Origin of the sequence: Fulvivirga sp., assembly GCF_040220315.1 — a bacterium.
Classification (GTDB): domain Bacteria; phylum Bacteroidota; class Bacteroidia; order Cytophagales; family Cyclobacteriaceae; genus Fulvivirga.
Genome location: NZ_JAVJUY010000369.1, coordinates 1 through 13,951 on the forward strand (window position 1 = coordinate 1; position 13,951 = coordinate 13,951).

Below are 13,951 nucleotides of genomic sequence, written 5' to 3' on the forward strand. Positions count from 1 at the left end.
GTATGTACTCTCCGCACCCAAACATAGACCCTCAATGGATTGAACATTTAGTATATTCAGATCGACATTTTGCACATTTTCCAGGAATGCGCGAGTATGACTATTTATCATTCGGCCTGCTAAATAAACACTTTAAAAATATTTTAGGTAAACCAAGAGGTAATATTGAGAAGGGCTTTATTCAAAGTCATATATTAATGGTCGATTTTCTTACTAAGACACTTAAAACCAATCAAGAATTTAGATTAGAGCCTATTTATAGCGAAATGGATACTTCTTTCACATGGATGGGTGCCCCTCCTTTTCCGAGTATGGCAGTGATTAAAAACAAGTTTATAAACCACGGCCTACCCTATTTAGATAGCCTTTTTCAGACCCAAAAAGAATTTACGACTCATCCATTCAGCAAAAAATTCATTCGTGATTTTAGAAATTGGGTGGGATGGAAAAAAGACGAGAATTTCAAAATTAGAATTAGGCTTCATGAACTGGCTTTAAAAGCCTATCCTTATTCTATTGAATTTAATTACCTTTTAGGTTCTTATAGTTTGCAAGCGGGTGACACAACCAGAGCAATTACTCAGTTTAAGAAAACAGAAGAAATATTATCGTCTGAATTGGATATGGAAATTGAGACCAGGATGAAAAGACGAATTAAGGAGAGGTTAGCTGGTTATAATCAAACACTCAGGTTTAAATAAATATTATACTAGATATAATATTTACTCATTAAAGTATTGAATTAATTCATATGTAACCATTTTAAAAGTCCTAAGTCTAAATCAAAAGTTTATGTATCTATGATTGGACTTAGCCAAGGTGAGTATTTCGGTAACAATAGTGATTATCTGGAATCAGAACATTTTATTTTCAGTATTACTAATCATGTCCCTCATCATCACATTGATGATCATTATCATGACAATCCCTATTTAAGTGTGCTGTTGACTGGCTGTTATTCAGAATTAAATGGCACAGACAATACGCTGGTAAATCCTGGTGATATTCTATTTAGACCAGAAGCCTATTCTCATAAAAACACGTTTAATGAAGAGTATGGCAAGTGTTTCAACATTGAGTTTAAGAAACAAATTGGTGAGTTTTACGAATTAAAAATCAATCCACCTAATTCATTTCTTAAATTCAAAACCAATCAACAAAAATCCATTTACCAATTGATTGTAAACTTCAAACTTCATCAAAATCCGGATGCCTCAGAGGAGTATATGCTCGATTGGCTGAAGGGTTTTAGTACTGAAAATGATCGATTACATACTCATTCGGTAAGTAAAGCAATCAAGATATTGGATAGTGAAACAGATCAGTTTCACCGATTAAATGACATTGCAGATAGGGTCTGCATTCACCCCGTTTATTTATCCAAGCTTTTCAAACAAAAAACAGGAAAAACTATTTCTGAGTATCAGTTGAATAGCAAAGTACAGCAGGCAGTTAAATTACTGCTGAACACTAAATATTCCATAAGCAGAGTTTCTCAAGAACTGGCCTTTTTTGATGACGCACACTTTATCAGGTCATTTAAGTCGATACTCGGTCTGCCTCCCCATCAATTTCGCTTAGCTGTAAAAAGTTAAAATCATACAATTTTAACTTCATCAGTACACCCATCTTTACAAAAAACTCAAACAATGAAAAAGATATTAATATTCGCTACTATTATTTGCACCATGGTGCTATCGAAGAAATTGAATGCACAGGGTGAAGCTGAAATTCCATACAAAAAAATATTTGCTTATGGATTGGATGCCAACATACAGCCAGCTCTAACCATATTAGACAGTATTTCATATTCTCAACTCAATGAAAAGGACAGCATATTCAAACGAGAATTTGAGAATCGGTTTAAATATGAAAATGATCTGGGAGAATATGCGGTTGATAATGACAAAATAGATCAGCTGAACAGTATGTTCAGGTCATACTGGAGAAAATCGATGCTTAATCCTGAAGAAACCTTTGACGGCCAATTAGCTGGGCAAGTTGTGCCTTTTCTACTGAGAAATTACACTGAAATGAAAGGGAAAAGACCAAGTAGAGACAGCATTGGTTATATCCTTAGTTCATATATTTCAAGCAGTGGTTTACACACTCGTAGCAAAGTGGACCGGGTCGGTCGTTTGCTAGATTTACCTATTTGGCAAAATGAAAAAGATTCTTTAGTGACTATCAATATGCCTGACGAAAGCTTTGAGGTAGAGGTTGTTTTTATGCTGGATTTTATCTCTTATGGCTGGAGCAGTTATGCCACATTGAATAATAGGCGATCCGGAGGTTGGGCTGAAGAAAATAAACTGTTTTGTGTGAGAGAGTTGTATGATCTTAACTCAGAAGACTTTCAGGTGAGCTTTCTGGCACATGAAGGTCGGCATTTAGTAGACATGAAATTATACCCCAAACTGAAAAGTCCAGATTTGGAGTATCGGGCCAAACTCACTGAATTAATTCTGGCGAAAGAGACACTATTTAGTACGGTTGAATCATTCATTAATGATGCTAATCAAACTAGTGAGAACAGCCACCCACTAGCCAACTATTATGTGATCCATCATCTTTCTCGCAAGCTCTTCAATGAAGATTTCTGCAGCAATATTAGTCGGTGGAAAAAAATAAATGTTAAAAAAATCAACAACGCAGCTGACGATTTATTAAATGAGAATACAGCTGAACTAACAAACCTTGGAGCGGATGTGGAAAGGTTGATTAGTTCAAACTAGCATGCGATTTATGGCTGGATATTAAGTATAAAAACCAGAAGTGAAAACTCAGCAGATACATTCGTTGATATAGCCCTTTGTAGTCGGAATATATTCCTTCTGATATTAAATAATAGAGCGAAATTACTCCGAATACAAAGGCTATCAATGTAGGTATTTCAAGCTTTGAGGCTTTGACATACGTACGAATCAAATGTATAAGTTCTATCATGAGGAACAACAGAAAAGCAAACATTGCTAATTGGTTGTGAATAATAGCTTCTGTACTCAAATATTGAAAAGAACAGCCTACATCACAATTAAAGAAGGCCAAGAGTGCAAACAGTAAGCCTGAGATTACAAACAATACATTGGTTGTCTTATTAACTAGCTCATTTTCCCAGGAAGCGATTCCGAATAAAACTAAAGCTAACCCCATTGGAAGTATTCCAAAATAATTCATCAACCAGTTGGAAGGGGCATTTTTGGCGCCTAATTCACTAATATATTGACTGAGATGTGAATAATTAGGATGTAAAAATGCCGTTAGTATGCAGGCAATCCAAAATAGTACAACCCCACCAATTAACAGCTTTCTTATTGTTCGTTTGTTCATGTTTTTAGAGCAAATCAACTCTTTACAATTCGATTAGGAGGGTCTTCCAGTAGGCTAGGACTTCTTTATCCGCTTTTTATACTCCGATGGAGCTAAGCCAGTATGCGACTTAAAAATCTTGTAAAATGAAGATTTAGAGTTAAACCCACTTTCAAATGCTATTCCCAACAACGAAAGATGATCTAAGCTTTGATCGTTCAGGTTTCGCTTAAATTCATCAACACGATATTCATTAATCAAATCGAAAAAGGTTTTATTAAAGCCTTCATTAACTACTTGTGAAATTTGGTAGCTGGGTACATTTAGATCAATTGCAACATCCTGAACTTTTAGCTCGCTGTTGAGGTATGGTTTAGTTTCAGTTAGATATTGATTCAGTCTCACTTTTAATGAGTCAAATCCATCTTTGGTTAAACCCGATTTTTGATACCGTATTGATTCAGGTGTATTGTTCAACAAATAACCATTGCCAATACCCACTATACCAATAAAGAATATTTGCATACTTAATAAGAAGCATACCAATTTAACTGCGGATCTCAATGGCCAAATACCTAGGTCAGAAAGTAAGATGCCAACGATAATTACAATGGAAATAACCAGAAAAGAAGCCACCCAATAGGTTAACCATCGTGTGCTTATTTTTTTCCTATCTGAATAAATACTTTGCAGATGTAAACCTAATTCTTTCACATCCCTTACTATCAATAGTACAAAAATCAGGAAGACCAATAGAAATGATGGAGCCACAACTAATGCTAAAATGTTAGAGTTAGAACCAGGTAAAATTGCTATCACATCTACTTTGATTATATCAAGAAAGTTAAGAATGATCAGAATCATCCAATAGCCTAAACATATCGCACCACTATAAAGCAACTTATTTTTGGCAACTGTTTTGTGCAACGCGTTCACATAGAGGTAAATGATAACCATATGAAAAATAGGCATAGCAGCACCCAGTGATTGCCAAACGTTGCCAATGCATTTTCCATCCAACCCAAGTCGATAGAAAGTGAGGTGATAAATGCATACAACGAACCAGCCTATCAAAAATTTATTAGGCTTACTTATGGGTTTATTATAGACTATTGTAGCTATAAGCAATAAACTGTGTGGTACACCAACAAAAATTAAGGCCTCTAACATTTTTCTAAAATAAGAAAAACTACTAATCAGATGTGTATGCCTAGAGGCTAGGACTATTATGCCACGGGAAATTCCACAATGAAATTAGCCCCTTTTCCTTCTTCACTCTCACACCAAACATTGCCATTGAGCGCGTCTACATAGCGCTTTACAATGGACAAGCCAAGCCCGGTGGAATCTTCGCCTGCCGTTGGGCGGGCACTCAACTTATGAAATTTGCCAAAGAGTTTTTTCATATCCTCTGCACTAATCCCCTGCCCTTCATCTCTAAATTCCAATCGGACGTTACTGTTTACTTTTGACGCTCTAACGGTTACTTTTTTACCTAAGGGAGAGTATTTTATTGAATTAGACATCAAATTCTCCAAAACTTCTGAAGCATACCCCTCATCCACTTTTATATTTGGCAGATTAGGCTCAATGGCTCTTTCAATAGTTATCTCCTTCTTTTTAGCGGCATGCTCAAAACGTTCGATAATTTCAGTAAGAAGTGGTGTTGTAGCTACCGAAATTATATTCATGTTTAAAGACTTTGACTCTATCGCATTTACATCCAAAATCTGAGTAACCATGCTCTTCATTCGTTTGGCCGACTTATCAATTTTTTCAACAAGTTCTTTTTGATCATCATCCTTGTCACCAGCAGTCATCTTAATAATATCGAGCATACCTGCTATTTGGTTCAACGGACTCTTCAAATCATGCGCCACAATACCAATTAAATCATTCTTCTCTTCATTCAGCTCTACCAGGTTTTTATTGATCTTTTCTATTTCCTGTTTCTGCTCATTAATTTGTTCGTACTGAGTTTTGAGTTTTGAATTTACACGCTGCTGATAAACATAGCCTGCTAATATGAATATCAAAATAACCAAGAATAGCCCAGCAACATAATACAGATTTCGTTGCCTTTCCCGGCTCGTTTCCAGTTGTGACTCTTGTAGTTCCAGTTTAGATTTTTGCAGTTCTATTTCTCTTAAACGTTCCTGCTCTTCTAGATTTTTTTTCTGAATTTCAACCGACTGAAGCTCTCTAGTTTGCTCCAATAGCTGTATTTCCTGATCCTTTCGTTCAGTCTCGATTTTCTCCTGTTGCAGCAACAGCCTTTGAAGTTGCCTTTCTTTAGCCAATTGCTCATTTTGCAAGGAAATATTTTTGACTTCCTGCTCTCTTAACATCAACTCTACTGCCTGCTTCTCCTGCTCCGCCTTTACTTTTTCGTTCGTTAATTCCAGGGTTTTCATCTCTTGGTCAATGATGTTAAGTTTGGATTCTTTTTCTGTAGTTTCAGCAATAAACTCTTTATACTTCTCATTTTCTTGAGCTAGCTGATCGTTGAATAAGATGCTGTCTTTTAGCACAGTATATTTTTTATAGCTGGCCAACGCCTCTTGGTAGCTTCCCATTCGCTGCATTATTTCCGATTGCTTTTTGTAAACACTTGCTAACAATCTCTTATTATCACTTTTTTCAAGCAGCCCGATGGCTTCCTCACAATGATCAAGAGCTTCTCTATTTTTACCAAGATTGTAGTTAATGGAAGCAAGATAATTATGCATAACCGCCACTTCCACAGGCGATCCACTCTCCTCCTTAATCTCCAGAGCATTTCTAAAACTTTTCATAGACTCTCGGTAATCGCCTAACGATTGCTGCACGACACCTATATTGATTAAGTTAGAAACTATCTCATCATTCTTCGTACCGTTAGTATTGAGTTGCTGGTTTAATTCAAGTGCGCGCTCAAAATACGCTAATGCTTGCTGTTGTTGATTTAAGTCTCGGTAAAGAAACCCGATGGAGTTCAGCGTTACCGCAGTATTATTCTTGTCTTCTGCCGCCTCATTTTTTTCAAGAATTTTCAAATTGGTATTTAAAGCATAATCGGGCTCGTTCATTAATATGTAAACTGAAGAAATCTTCTTCAATGTCCGTATTTCCGACTCATAACTGTTTCTTGTTTCCTGTCTTCTTAATAGCTGCTGATAGTAACTTAAGGTTTCAGAATAATTCCTCAACTGGATATGTGTCTCGGCAATTTCAATAAGTAGCTGATCGTCTGCTTTGTTTTCTTTTTGTGATATTCTTAGCGCCTCATCAAAATATAATAGAGCTTTTTCAGGCACGCCCCAATCATAGAAAAGTTGACCCAACTTCTCATTCACCAACATTTTGTATTGGTTATTGCCTAACTTTTCAGCCTCAGAAAGTGCCTGCAAATAACTATTCAAGCCCTCGGTAAATTCAGACTTCTGTTTTCTGGATTCACCAATAATCATCAAACTTTCAATAATTCCGGCTTTGTAGCTATTGCTTTGAGATTGTTCTAATGATTTAGATGCTAAATTTATAGCTTCATCAGCATTGAATTTAGCCTTCTCTGCCTTCGCCTGATCAATTACTTTGTCTATTTTTTGATTGGTACTTACTTGCTGTGCGTGAGCTGAATTGACTAAACAGAAGCATAATACAAGAGCTAAAGACCGTACCATGAAGTAATCAAACCTTGCCAAACTGAATGAATAAAGCCGAAACATACTTATAAGATAAACATATTACTCGGATATGTAAATAAAAAAACCGCTTCTAAGCTAGTTAGAAGCGGCTTATGTTATTAGCTGGTAGTTTGTTTAAAGCAAGCCATTTGTTTTCTTAACTGCATCTGCACTTTCAGCCAATTTCGCTTTTTCAGCAGCATCAAGTTCAATCTCAACAATCTTCTCAATACCATTTCGGCCGATGATTGCTGGTACTCCAATGCAAATGTCTGATAAGCCGTACTCACCGTCAAGCATGCAAGAGCTTGGGAACATTTTCTTAGTGTCGCAAGCAATAGCCTGAACCATTGCCGATACAGCAGCACCTGGAGCATACCATGCAGAAGTGCCCAATAATTTGGTAAGCGTAGCACCACCCACTTTAGTTTCTTCCAACACATAATTCAATTTGTCGTCAGACAAGAATTTAGATACGGGCACACTGTTTCTTGTTGCCAATCTGGTTAATGGAATCATTCCAGTATCACTGTGCCCACCTATCACCATACCATCAACATCAGAAGCAGGGCAATCTAATGCCTCAGCCAATCTGTATTTAAACCTTGCAGAATCTAATGCACCGCCCATTCCTATGATTCTGTTCTTAGGCAGGCCGGTGGCTTTATGTGCAAGATAGGTCATGGTATCCATTGGGTTAGATACCACAATGATGATCACGTTAGGTGAATGCTTAATTAGATTTTCAGCTACTGATTTTACGATACCGGCATTGGTAGAGATTAATTCCTCCCTTGTCATACCAGGTTTTCTTGGAATTCCAGAAGTAATCACCGCAATATCGCTATCAGCAGTTTTGCTGTAATCATTTGTGGTACCGGTAATTTTTGTATCAAACCCATTTAATGAGGCAGTTTGCATCAAATCCATGGCTTTACCTTCAGCAAACCCTTCTTTGATATCAATTAACACCACTTCAGAAGCAAAGTCTTTAATGGCAATGTATTCGGCACAGCTGGCTCCTACAGCACCTGCTCCTACTACAGTAACTTTCATATTATTATGCTTTAGATGATTAAATTTTTAAGACAGCGCAAAGTTAGAAATAAGGCCTTATTTAGCTAAATATAGGCTGTATTTTTATGTCAGTCCTTTCTGTAAACCAACTGCAAATTAAAGAACCCAGACGCGGCCCGGTACTCAGAAAAGAGGCTTGTGTTGTACTCGTTATAGATTTCAGCCAACGCCTCTAGCATTTTACTCTTAATCTTAATATTATCTTCAAAAATTGAAAATATGTTTTCTTGTGGAATCACATAAAATTCTGCTTTTTCTGAAGAAACAATGGCATTCAGTTGCCTTTTTGCCTTTTTAAGCAGGCACGACTCGCCAAGGGCATTGCCAGCCTTTATCTCAGTTAAATGCTCGAACGTATCGTTGATATCTATATTTAATGAAACTTCTCCCTTTCTCAATAGATACAGGGCATGGCTGGGGTCATTCCTAAAAAATACTACCTCGTCCTTTTCATAGGTTCTTTCATGAAGGTGCGGTATAAAATGAGCCATCTGTTTGTAATTCAACTCAGAAAACAAACGCATGTTGGCTAGGAATACAAAAATATTGTACTCTCTCTCGGTATATGTTTTCTTGAACGGATTAATCATTATATATCTGGATTTGCAGTGCCTTCTTACTGTTGTTAGTAAGCTTAAACCGGTCGTCAATTCGGTAACCAATAACGCATACTATCTGTCCTTCACTTTCTAAAACCAGCACAGATGATTTCAAGTTTAGAGGAATTTTCTCATCAATCATAAAATCACTCATCTTTTTTTTGCCCTTCATTCCTAAAGGTTGAAACCAGTCTCCTTCCTGCCAGCTTCTAATTTTCAATGGTAATTTAAGCTTATCTAAATCAACTTTTTCAGTATTGGTTACATGCGTGATTGAGACATCATCAGTTGGTTTCAAAATAATGTGCTTAGATCCTATTACTTTATCAAACTCAAATGAATGAACGACTACATCAAAATCTTGTGTATCAGCTATTCTGGATAACAGAGCTAGTTCACGATCTATAGTTATTTGAAAATCGTTAGACCGAAAAACCTTTCCCGAATTAGATCCAAGAGCAAGTTGTTTCAAATTCTCACATTGTTGAAAATTAAATCCAAAAGGTTTTAAATATTCTTCCAGAACAACAATTTCAACAATTGCAATTGATTTCAAAGGGATTTCCTTTACTCCTGATCTTTCAGTCACTTCGGAAGAAAAGGCTATAACTGTGTTTTTCAATACCTCCTCGAGTGAAGCTAACCGGCTTGCCGTTATCTTGTAAGTATCAAACAAATTCTCATTGACAGACATTAATTTCGGGATCACCTCATGCCTCAAATAATTTCTTTGATAATCCGTGCTCTCATTACTTGAATCCTCCCGCCAATCGACTGCATTGGCTTTTGCGTAATGATCGATCGCTGATTTAGGAAAGTGAATAAGCGGTCTCCTCACAGGTTCGTTCTTAGATTTGATTCCACGCAAACCAGCTACACCCGTACCTTTCGCAAGATTGAATAAAGCGGTTTCGAAAGAATCATTTAAATGATGTGCTGTTAGCAGGTAATCAAACTTACGTGTCTCCATTAATTCTTCAAACCAACGATATCTAAGATCGCGCGCAGCCATTTGAGTTGAGATACCCTTTTCGCTGGCATATTTTTTGGTATCAAAGGAATTAGAATAAAAATCAACCTTCAGTTTTTTTGAGATGCTCCTAACAAATACTTCATCCTCGTCCGACTCTTTGCCCCTCAGCTTAAAATTGCAGTGTGCAACTGAGAAGGTGAAACCGAGTTTATTCAGCAAATGCACCAAAACCACAGAATCTTTTCCCCCGCTTACTGCCACCAACAAGTTGTCATTTTTATTAAACAACGCTTCACTCTCGATAAAATTCAAAAAATCGTTTACCATACAGGTACGAAGTATTTTTAATTAGTTTTGCACTCCAGATACAAACATGATAAAATTAGTAATAAAATATTCATTCATTCTACTGGCAATTAGCCTTGCCATAACGGTACAGGCACAGAAAAAAGTAAAACTTAAAAAGGCCGATAAGCTGATTGGTGGGGTGGATAAATCCGGCAAGCGCTTCGATCGTTTTGTAGGTAATGTTGTGTTTGAGCAGAATGAAACCACTATTTATTGTGACTCAGCTATTCTATATAAAAAGGAAAACATTGTAAATGCCTTTGGGCATGTGCGCATTACTGAAGGCGATTCAGTGACTATTACCTCCAAGCGTTTAACCTATACAGGTGATAATAAAATGGCCAAATTACGAGAAGACGTAGTTTTTAAGAAACTAAAAAGTGTTACACTCTACACAGATTTTCTTGACTATGATCGTATCAGACAGCAAGCCAGGTACTATAATGGAGGTAAGCTGGTAGATTCAGCTAATGTACTTACCAGTGAAAAAGGCTACTATCAGGTAAATACCAATATGGCTTCTTTTAAGAAAGATGTAGTTGGAAAAAACCCTGATTATACTTTGGAATCCGATACACTGCAATACCATACCAAAACCAATATTGTATATTTCCGTGATCACACAGTACTTACTGATGTAGAGGGCAATGTGTTCATCTACGAAGAAGGCGAGTATAACACAAACATCAGAAAATCTAATTTGGCAAAGGGAGAGGTTGAAACCGAAACCTACACACTTACAGGTAATCAATTGTTTCTGGATGATATCAGGAAACTATATCGGGCTGTTGGCGAAGTAGAAATGATTAGTAAAGAACAGGATGTAATCATTACAGGTGAAAACAGCATTTATTATCGGGACAAGGGAATTGCAAAAGTATATGGCAAAGCGTTGATGAAAAAAATCATGGATTTAGATACTCTTTTTCTTACGGCAGATACATTGGTAGCCATTGAATGTAAAGATCCGGCAAAAAAACGGCTGCTCGCCTACAAAAATGTTCAGATTTACAAATCAGATTTACAAGGCATCGCTGATTCCCTTGCCTATGTTACTGCAGATAGTATGTTATTTTTTTATGATGATCCTGTTCTATGGACGGAAGGAAATCAAATGACAGCAGATTCTATCAATGTGATTATTGCAAATAATAGCATAGATCGTTTGAATATGAACCAGAATTCATTTGTTGTTTCAACCGATAGTATTGACAATTTCAATCAAATAAAAGGAAGGGAAATGGTGGCATTCTTTAATGCTGGCAAGATTAAAAAAGTAGATGTAACAGGTAATGGTGAGAGTTTATTCTTTGCATTAAATGATGAAGAAACTGCCTTGGTTGGTATGAACAAAATATTTTGTAGTTCAATGACCATCAACTTTAAACTCAACAAAGCAGATAACATTTCGTTCTACGTTAACCCAGATGCATCATTTATTCCGCCTCATGAATTAAAAGCACCAGAAACCAGGCTGAAAGGTTTTAACTGGCGGATAGAACAGCGGCCAGAAAAAGAAGCAATTTATGCATTGGACCATACGCGAAACAAAGAAGAAGTAGACAAAACACCACCCGTTTCCAGGCCACCAACGCATGAAATACCTGTTGAATTAGACATGAAACAAAAGCCTGTTCCGCAGGGCATAAAAAAGTCTCCTTTAAGTAAGAATAATTAGCATTGATAAAGTTGAATTAATTTTATTTTTTTCATAACTTAAAAAACTAATTTCAGTTAGTATGTAGTATCGAAACTATGCGTGTATTAATCACTTCAGCTCTTTTACTTCTGTTTGGCTTCCCAGCCATGACACAGAGTTTCGAGGTGGTTGAAACAAACAAAGTCTTTGTAGGTAAAGTTGGCGAAAAAGTTGCTGCAGAAATTCCAATTAAAAACCTCACTGACCGACCTATTCAGATTGTCATAAGAAGATTAGATAAAGTCATTGGTACAAGTCAGAGTACATATATTTGCTGGGAAGGGCAATGCCTAACCAAGGAAGAGGAGCAGATACCACTCTCAAAAAGAATATCGGCACAGGAAGTTTCCAAGAAATTTGTAAGTACACTTGAAGCAGGTCTAGTACCAGGAATAAGTTCTGTCAAATACCTGATCTATAACCGTGATAATCCGTCTGATGCGGTTGAATACGAAGTAAATTATACTATTGAAGAGGCTGTCGAGGAAAAATTTCTTTATGAGTCTGCCGAAATTCAGTTAAAAGAAATTTATCCTAATCCAGTTTCCGAATTTGCCATTTTGAATTACAACCTTAAAGATGAAGACGTGCAAGCCGAAATTGTACTTCATAACGTATTGGGTAGTGTCATTGGTAAGTATGACTTAACTCCATTCGAAACCAAACTTAAAATAGTAACTGAAGATTTTAATCCTGGAGTTTATTTCTACACGCTTTATTTGGATGGAGACGGTGTGACCACGCACAAAATTGTTATCAGAAAATAAATGCGGATTCCATCCAATAATTATATCCGAAACTAGTTTTAAGAATACTACGTTAAGTTGATTATTAGTAAATACTAGCTATATTTGCAGGCTTATGTTGAAAAGAGGGTTAATGCGCCATTTCTTACTTATTATCATCATTTTTTTAGTAGCATCATGTAGCAAATTCAGGAGGATTGAAAAAAATCCTGATTGGAAAGTGAAGTATGATGCTGCGATAAACTACTATGAGAATAAAGACTATTATAGATCAAGCATCTTGTTTGAGCAGATCCTACCTATAATACGAGGCTTGCCTGAAGGAGAGAAGGTACAATTTTACTTGGCCTATGCACAATATTACCAGGAGTTTTACCTTTTGGCAGCGCACCACTTTAAAACCTTTTACGAAACATATGCACGCAGTGAATTTGCCCAGGAAGCAAGGTATATGAGAGCTTATTCCCTTTATGTTAATTCACCCGAGTACAACCTGGATCAGACTTCCAGTATAGAGGCAGTAGTATCTATGCAGAATTTCATCAACCGATATCCAAACAGTGAGTTTAGGGATGATGCTTCCGAAGTAATTAACGCCATCCAAGAAAAATTAGAAAAAAAGGCCTATGAGAACGCCAAGCAGTATTACAAATTAGAGTATTTCAAGGCTGCTGTTGTTGCCTTTGAAAGTTTTGCAAATGACTATCCTGATTCTGAATTTAACGAGGAAATATCATTCCTTAAATTTATGGCTCAGTTTAGATTAGCAGAAAAAAGTATCTATTCCAAACAGGAAGAGCGTTATAGGAAAGCGAATGAATTTTATTTGGAATTTTTAGACCTATATCCTTCAAGTGCCTACTTAAGAGAGGCAGACAAAAAATATGGCGACAGCCTAAGTAAACTAAATCAACTAGCAAAGAATAATTAAATTAGAATAATATGGCTATTCAAGCATCAATCGTAACAAGAGACACAGACAAGATTGCTGAGAAATCAGGTAACATCTATGAGTCTATTGTAATTATCGGAAAGAGAGCAAGACAGGTTGCAGTGAATGTGAAAGAAGAATTAAATGCAAAACTTGCTGAATTCGCATCTACTGTAGATAACCTGGAAGAAATCTTCGAAAACAGAGAGCAAATAGAAATTTCTAAATTCTATGAAAGACTTCCAAAGTCTACCAATGTAGCAATTGAAGAATTTCTTGAAGATAAAGTTGACTTCCGTTACAGAGAAGAAGAAGAGAATAAGTTAGAACTTTAATAGTGCTCACATGCTCCAGGGTAAAAAAATAATTATCGGAGTATGTGGAAGCATCGCTGCATATAAGTCTGCTTTACTAGTCAGACTACTGGTAAAAGCAGGTGCGGAGGTTAAGGTAGTGATGACCGACTCTGCACTTGATTTTATCACTCCTCTCACCCTAGCTACACTTTCCAAAAATCCGGTATTAAACAAGTTTAGTAACACAGAAACCGGGGAATGGACGAACCACGTAGATTTAGGCCTTTGGGCTGATTTGATAGTAATAG

14 protein-coding genes are annotated in these 13,951 nt (G+C 36.6%); 8 read left to right on the forward strand and 6 right to left on the reverse strand.

Annotated features, from left to right (window positions below; genetic code table 11):
* The 3 genes from RLO81_RS19165 to RLO81_RS19175 form a co-directional block, all read left to right on the forward strand.
* On the forward strand, positions 1-701 hold a 701-nt coding region (locus RLO81_RS19165; protein WP_350115639.1), incomplete at its 5' end, for a hypothetical protein.
* 99 nt (positions 702-800) lie between these two features.
* The gene (locus RLO81_RS19170; RefSeq protein ID WP_350115642.1) at positions 801-1,595 is read left to right on the forward strand and encodes a helix-turn-helix domain-containing protein; all 795 of its coding nucleotides are present in this window, start codon (positions 801-803) and stop codon (positions 1,593-1,595) included.
* Between the two features lie 54 nt (positions 1,596-1,649).
* Complete coding sequence (locus RLO81_RS19175; RefSeq protein ID WP_350115645.1) at positions 1,650-2,735, forward strand: hypothetical protein; 1,086 nt, start codon at positions 1,650-1,652, stop codon at positions 2,733-2,735.
* Here RLO81_RS19175 and RLO81_RS19180 read toward each other — a convergent pair.
* The 6 genes from RLO81_RS19180 to tilS form a co-directional block, all read right to left on the reverse strand.
* Positions 2,722-3,330: a DUF998 domain-containing protein gene (locus tag RLO81_RS19180; RefSeq protein ID WP_350115648.1), complete on the reverse strand. Its 609-nt coding sequence runs from the start codon at positions 3,328-3,330 to the stop codon at positions 2,722-2,724. The two genes, RLO81_RS19175 and RLO81_RS19180, sit on opposite strands and share 14 nt — an antisense overlap.
* 54 nt (positions 3,331-3,384) lie before the next feature.
* The gene (locus tag RLO81_RS19185; RefSeq protein WP_350115651.1) at positions 3,385-4,479 is read right to left on the reverse strand and encodes a helix-turn-helix domain-containing protein; all 1,095 of its coding nucleotides are present in this window, start codon (positions 4,477-4,479) and stop codon (positions 3,385-3,387) included.
* Between the two features lie 56 nt (positions 4,480-4,535).
* Positions 4,536-7,016, reverse strand: a complete 2,481-nt coding sequence (locus RLO81_RS19190) for an ATP-binding protein (protein WP_350115654.1) — start codon at positions 7,014-7,016, stop codon at positions 4,536-4,538.
* 93 nt (positions 7,017-7,109) lie between these two features.
* Positions 7,110-8,030, reverse strand: coding sequence for a malate dehydrogenase (mdh, locus tag RLO81_RS19195; protein ID WP_350115657.1), 921 nt, complete (start codon positions 8,028-8,030; stop codon positions 7,110-7,112).
* Between the two features lie 89 nt (positions 8,031-8,119).
* Entirely contained in the window at positions 8,120-8,641 is a 522-nt protein-coding gene (locus tag RLO81_RS19200; protein ID WP_350115660.1) for a Crp/Fnr family transcriptional regulator, read from the reverse strand.
* Positions 8,634-9,950 (reverse strand): tRNA lysidine(34) synthetase TilS, encoded by a 1,317-nt coding sequence (gene tilS, locus RLO81_RS19205; RefSeq protein WP_350115663.1) that lies wholly within the window; start codon positions 9,948-9,950, stop codon positions 8,634-8,636. Before tilS ends, RLO81_RS19200 begins: the two co-directional genes overlap by 8 nt.
* 46 nt (positions 9,951-9,996) lie before the next feature.
* Here tilS and RLO81_RS19210 point away from each other — a divergent pair, with 46 nt between their 5' ends.
* The 5 genes from RLO81_RS19210 to RLO81_RS19230 all read left to right on the forward strand — a co-directional run.
* Positions 9,997-11,649, forward strand: a complete 1,653-nt coding sequence (locus RLO81_RS19210; protein WP_350115665.1) for an OstA-like protein — start codon at positions 9,997-9,999, stop codon at positions 11,647-11,649.
* 77 nt (positions 11,650-11,726) lie between these two features.
* On the forward strand, positions 11,727-12,437 hold the full coding sequence (locus RLO81_RS19215; RefSeq protein WP_350115668.1) for a T9SS type A sorting domain-containing protein: 711 nt from the start codon (positions 11,727-11,729) through the stop codon (positions 12,435-12,437).
* Positions 12,438-12,549: 112 nt separating this feature from the next.
* Positions 12,550-13,347 carry an outer membrane protein assembly factor BamD gene (locus RLO81_RS19220; RefSeq protein WP_350115671.1) on the forward strand — a complete coding sequence of 266 codons (798 nt, stop codon included), beginning with the start codon at positions 12,550-12,552 and terminating at the stop codon, positions 13,345-13,347.
* 11 nt (positions 13,348-13,358) lie between these two features.
* Positions 13,359-13,682: a DNA-directed RNA polymerase subunit omega gene (locus RLO81_RS19225; RefSeq protein ID WP_205723462.1), complete on the forward strand. Its 324-nt coding sequence runs from the start codon at positions 13,359-13,361 to the stop codon at positions 13,680-13,682.
* 10 nt (positions 13,683-13,692) lie between these two features.
* On the forward strand, positions 13,693-13,951 hold a 259-nt coding region (locus RLO81_RS19230), incomplete at its 3' end, for a flavoprotein (protein ID WP_350115674.1).

Excerpts from the sequence above, each read along its gene's own strand:
- RLO81_RS19170 (WP_350115642.1), top strand. The coding sequence starts at position 801 with ATGATTGGACTTAGCCAAGGTGAGTATTTCGGTAACAATAGTGATTAT.
- RLO81_RS19175 (WP_350115645.1), top strand. The coding sequence starts at position 1,650 with ATGAAAAAGATATTAATATTCGCTACTATTATTTGCACCATGGTGCTA.
- RLO81_RS19180 (WP_350115648.1), bottom strand. The coding sequence starts at position 3,330 with ATGAACAAACGAACAATAAGAAAGCTGTTAATTGGTGGGGTTGTACTA.
- RLO81_RS19185 (WP_350115651.1), bottom strand. The coding sequence starts at position 4,479 with ATGTTAGAGGCCTTAATTTTTGTTGGTGTACCACACAGTTTATTGCTT.
- RLO81_RS19190 (WP_350115654.1), bottom strand. The coding sequence starts at position 7,016 with ATGTTTCGGCTTTATTCATTCAGTTTGGCAAGGTTTGATTACTTCATG.
- mdh (WP_350115657.1), bottom strand. The coding sequence starts at position 8,030 with ATGAAAGTTACTGTAGTAGGAGCAGGTGCTGTAGGAGCCAGCTGTGCC.
- RLO81_RS19200 (WP_350115660.1), bottom strand. The coding sequence starts at position 8,641 with ATGATTAATCCGTTCAAGAAAACATATACCGAGAGAGAGTACAATATT.
- tilS (WP_350115663.1), bottom strand. The coding sequence starts at position 9,950 with ATGGTAAACGATTTTTTGAATTTTATCGAGAGTGAAGCGTTGTTTAAT.
- RLO81_RS19210 (WP_350115665.1), top strand. The coding sequence starts at position 9,997 with ATGATAAAATTAGTAATAAAATATTCATTCATTCTACTGGCAATTAGC.
- RLO81_RS19215 (WP_350115668.1), top strand. The coding sequence starts at position 11,727 with ATGCGTGTATTAATCACTTCAGCTCTTTTACTTCTGTTTGGCTTCCCA.
- RLO81_RS19220 (WP_350115671.1), top strand. The coding sequence starts at position 12,550 with ATGCGCCATTTCTTACTTATTATCATCATTTTTTTAGTAGCATCATGT.
- RLO81_RS19225 (WP_205723462.1), top strand. The coding sequence starts at position 13,359 with ATGGCTATTCAAGCATCAATCGTAACAAGAGACACAGACAAGATTGCT.